This window comes from Mesorhizobium sp. M7A.F.Ca.AU.001.01.1.1, from assembly GCF_004022735.1.
Classification (GTDB): Bacteria; Pseudomonadota; Alphaproteobacteria; order Rhizobiales; family Rhizobiaceae; genus Mesorhizobium; species Mesorhizobium ciceri.
The window spans coordinates 1-3,514 of record NZ_RZPF01000688.1 but is presented as its reverse complement, the minus strand read 5'-3'; the positions used below and the strand labels follow the sequence as shown (position 1 = coordinate 3,514).

Genomic DNA, 3,514 nt, shown 5'->3' with positions numbered 1-3,514 from the left:
TGCTTGAACTGTTCGGCCTGCGCGATGCGGTCGAGGCGCATCTCAACCGCAGCGTCGCCAGGGCCAAGCCGCCGATCGCCGTGCGCATCGCCGACACCAGCGACGGCGGCGCCGACAGCCTGTCGGAGCCAGTGCGGACCGCGCTCTACCGGATCGTGCAGGAAGCGATCAACAATGCCGTTCGCCATGCCGCGCCGCACCGCATCGACGTGCTGCTGGCGTCGACCGCGAGCGTGCTGCGGGTGATCGTGACGGATGACGGCCAGGGCTGCGGCGCCGTTGACCCGGCCGCGTATGGCGGCATCGGCCATATGCACACGCGGGCAGCCCTTATCGGGGCGCGGCTGCGCATCGGCCAGGCCGGCCGCAAGAACGGCGGCACCCGTGTCGTCGTCGAGATCGACCGCCAGCCATTACGGGAACTGGCGGCGGCTGCAACAATGCCTGGCGAACTCGCCGTATCGGAGGCCATGTGATGCTTGTGATGATCGCCGAGAATGACGGGCTGCACCGTAGCTTCGCGCGGCGGACGGTGGAGCAATTGTGGCCCGGTGACGTCGAGGTGATCGAAGCGAGCGACGGCGAGGACGCCATCAACCTGGCGACTGAGCGCGAGCCACTGCATGTCGTGCTCGATTTGCAGATGCCGAAGGCGACGGGAATCGAAGTTGCCAGGGCGATCTGGAACCGCCGCGCCGGCACGCACATCCTGTTCTGGTCGAATTTCGCCGACGAAGCCTATGTGCGCGGCGTGGCGCGCATCGTCCCGCCCGGCTCTGTCTACGGCTATGTGCTGAAATCGGCGACGGAGGAAGGCATGCGGTCCGCCCTGCGCGGGGTTTTCCGCGAAGGCCACTGCATCATCGACCGCGAGATCCGCGGCATCCAGCATCGCGTTCAGGACAAGTTCGAGGGCATCACCGACGGCGAATATGAAAGCCTGATCGACATCGCGCTCGGCCTGACCGACCGGGCGATCGCGGCACGTCGCGGCCTGTCGATCCGTGGTGCGCAGAGCCGCATCAAGCACTGCTACGACAAGCTCGGCATCGTGCCGGCGGAGGACGGCACCGGCGATGCTTCCGTGTTCAACTCGCGGACGCGGGCGATCTATCTCGCCATGGCGCGCGGCCTGATCAACATCGACGCACTGCGTCGCGAACAGGACCGGCTCGACGCCTGGCTGGCGGAGCACTGAAACAGCGGCGGCCACAAGCCGGAACATCGGAAGGTCCGGCGCATTGCTAGTGAACGCCAACTCAACGCCTGCGGATCCGAAGTGCGACCCTCATTTGCAGATTCATGGCACCTGGTGCGCGAAAGCGTCGTCGGTTTCATCGACGACAATGCGCTCAGCCATGGTGCGGCGATGGCCTTTTATGCCGCCACCTCGCTGGCGCCGATCTTGCTGATCGTGGTTGCGATTGCTGGTCTCGTCTTCGGCCACGATGCCGCACAATTGGCCTTGTCCGCGCAGATATCAGGGCTGATGGGACCGGAAAGCGCCGATCTCCTCAAGACTGCGCTGGAAAGTGCATCCGGCAGGCTGTACGGCACCTGGGCCGCGATCATAGGGCTGGTCACCTTGCTGGTAGCCGCTTCTGGCGTCTTCGGCGAAATGCAGCAGTCGTTGAACACAATCTGGAAGATCGAACCGCAAGGCAATTCCCTGTCGCGTCTGGTGAGGGCACGGGCCGCCAGTCTGGGGTTGGTGGCCGCACTCGGGTTCCTGTTGCTGGTCTCTCTCATCGCAAGCGCTGCGATTTCGGCACTGGGCGCTTTCATCAACGCCCATCTGCCGTTCGGAACGATCATACTCAGCGGGATCAACGGCGTCGTTTCGTTTGTGCTTATCGCCGTGATGTTTGCCGCCATTTACAAGGTTTTGCCCGATCGAACCCTGGAATGGCGCGATGTGGGAATCGGCGCTGTCGGAACCGCGGCCCTGTTCACATTGGGAAAATCGCTTATCGGCTGGTATATCGGCACCAGCGCGATTGCGTCGTCGTACGGCGCCGCCGGCGGACTGCTCGTGATTTTGCTCTGGGTTTACTACTCGTCGGAGATTTTCCTCCTCGGCGCCGAGTTCACGCGCGCCTATTCCGTTCGCCACGGCAGCCGGTCCGATCTGAAGAGGTTGGTTCACAGCCCTTTGTCCGTGCAGCACGGCTCAGCTCGAACACAACAGGAGTCCAATGCTGCTGGCGTGGTCGTGCTTGTGGCGGTGGCGTGCGCGAGCGCAACCTTGACCGCGCTTTTGCGAAGTGTTCGCCGGCCCTGATCTGACGTCGCCGGTATTCTACGCTCGATAGGCACGGGCGACTGTGCAAATGCACAGTCGCCCGTGCGCTTTGACCCGTATCGGCTCGTCGGGACCGCGCCTACGCTCTGCCCCAACAAGAAGACTGTATCGGGAAGCGCTCATGCCATTCGTCACCATGCGGAGTAGCACGGCTGTTCGCGCCGGGAGCCGATGATGTCGGTGCCGGCGCGTGCGCGCCATTCCGGTTTCGACGATGTCGTCGGCGATGCGCCGATCGAAACGCTGGCGAGCGGCTTCGGCTTCCTCGAAGGGCCGGTCTGGCATCCCTATGAGAAATGGCTGGTCTTCTCCGACATTCCGGAAAGCCGGATGTATCGCTGCAGTGCCGAGGGCGAGATCGAGCTGTTCCGCGAGCCGAGCCATAAGGCCAATGGCAACACGCTGGACCGCCAGGGGCGGCTGGTCACCTGCGAGCACGCAACGAGCCGCGTGACCCGCGCCGAGCCCAACGGCAGCGTGACCGTGCTGGCCACGCATCATCAGGGCAAGCAGCTCAACAGCCCGAACGATATCGTCGTTGCCACCGGCGGATCGATCTACTTCACCGATCCGGGCTATGGCCGGAGGGAGTTCTATGGCGTGCCACGCCCGCAGGAGCTGCCGTTCCAGGGCGTCTACCGCATCGATGGCGACGGCGCCCGGCTGACATTGCTGGCCGACGATTTCGGGCAGCCGAACGGGCTGTGCTTTTCGCTGGACGAGTCGCGGCTGTTCATCAACGACACCGAACGCGGGCACATCAGGGTGTTCGGCGTCGAAGCCAATGGCGACCTCAATGGCGGCGCGGTGTGGGCAGCAACCGAGGGCGACGGGCCGGGAGCGCCCGACGGCATGAAGATCGACAGCCGCGGCAATCTTTACTGCACCGGACCCGGCGGCATCCACATTTTCGACGCGTCGGGCACCATTCTTGGCGTCATCCGGACGCCCGAAGATTGCGCGAATTTCACCTTCGGCGACGACGATTTGCAAAGCCTCTACATTGCCGCGTCGACGTCGCTGTACCGGCTCAGGGTGCGCGTGCCGGGATTGAGACTGTTTTGAGCTCGCGACAATCCGTGCTCAAATCAGAGTTGGGAGTGAGGCCGGGTCAAAGCCGGTGGGAATACAGCAGTCAACACATCTGGGAGGATAACGACATGAAGAAACTGTTCGTTCTGGGCGCTCTGGCGGCAATGCTCGCTTCGGGCA

At 63.7% G+C, this 3,514-nt stretch carries 4 protein-coding genes; all 4 read left to right on the top strand.

The features are described from left to right. Positions 1–476, top strand: a 476-nt coding sequence (locus EN884_RS29875) for an ATP-binding protein (RefSeq protein WP_348632994.1), incomplete at its 5' end; no start/stop codon positions are given. After that, positions 476–1,198 (top strand): response regulator transcription factor, encoded by a 723-nt coding sequence (locus EN884_RS29870; protein WP_027163049.1) that lies wholly within the window; start codon positions 476–478, stop codon positions 1,196–1,198. The genes EN884_RS29875 and EN884_RS29870, both read left to right, overlap by 1 nt. Before the next feature lie 81 nt (positions 1,199–1,279). After that, positions 1,280–2,281 (top strand): YihY/virulence factor BrkB family protein, encoded by a 1,002-nt coding sequence (locus tag EN884_RS29865; protein ID WP_063169506.1) that lies wholly within the window; start codon positions 1,280–1,282, stop codon positions 2,279–2,281. A gap of 192 nt (positions 2,282–2,473) precedes the next feature. Then, positions 2,474–3,367 (top strand): SMP-30/gluconolactonase/LRE family protein, encoded by an 894-nt coding sequence (locus EN884_RS29860; RefSeq protein WP_245462575.1) that lies wholly within the window; start codon positions 2,474–2,476, stop codon positions 3,365–3,367. Positions 3,368–3,514 lie beyond the last annotated feature (147 nt).

What these genes read in the sequence shown, in the direction of transcription:
- EN884_RS29860 (WP_245462575.1), top strand. Translation starts at nt 2,474, where the DNA reads ATGATGTCGGTGCCGGCGCGTGCGCGCCATTCCGGTTTCGACGATGTC.
- EN884_RS29870 (WP_027163049.1), top strand. Translation starts at nt 476, where the DNA reads ATGCTTGTGATGATCGCCGAGAATGACGGGCTGCACCGTAGCTTCGCG.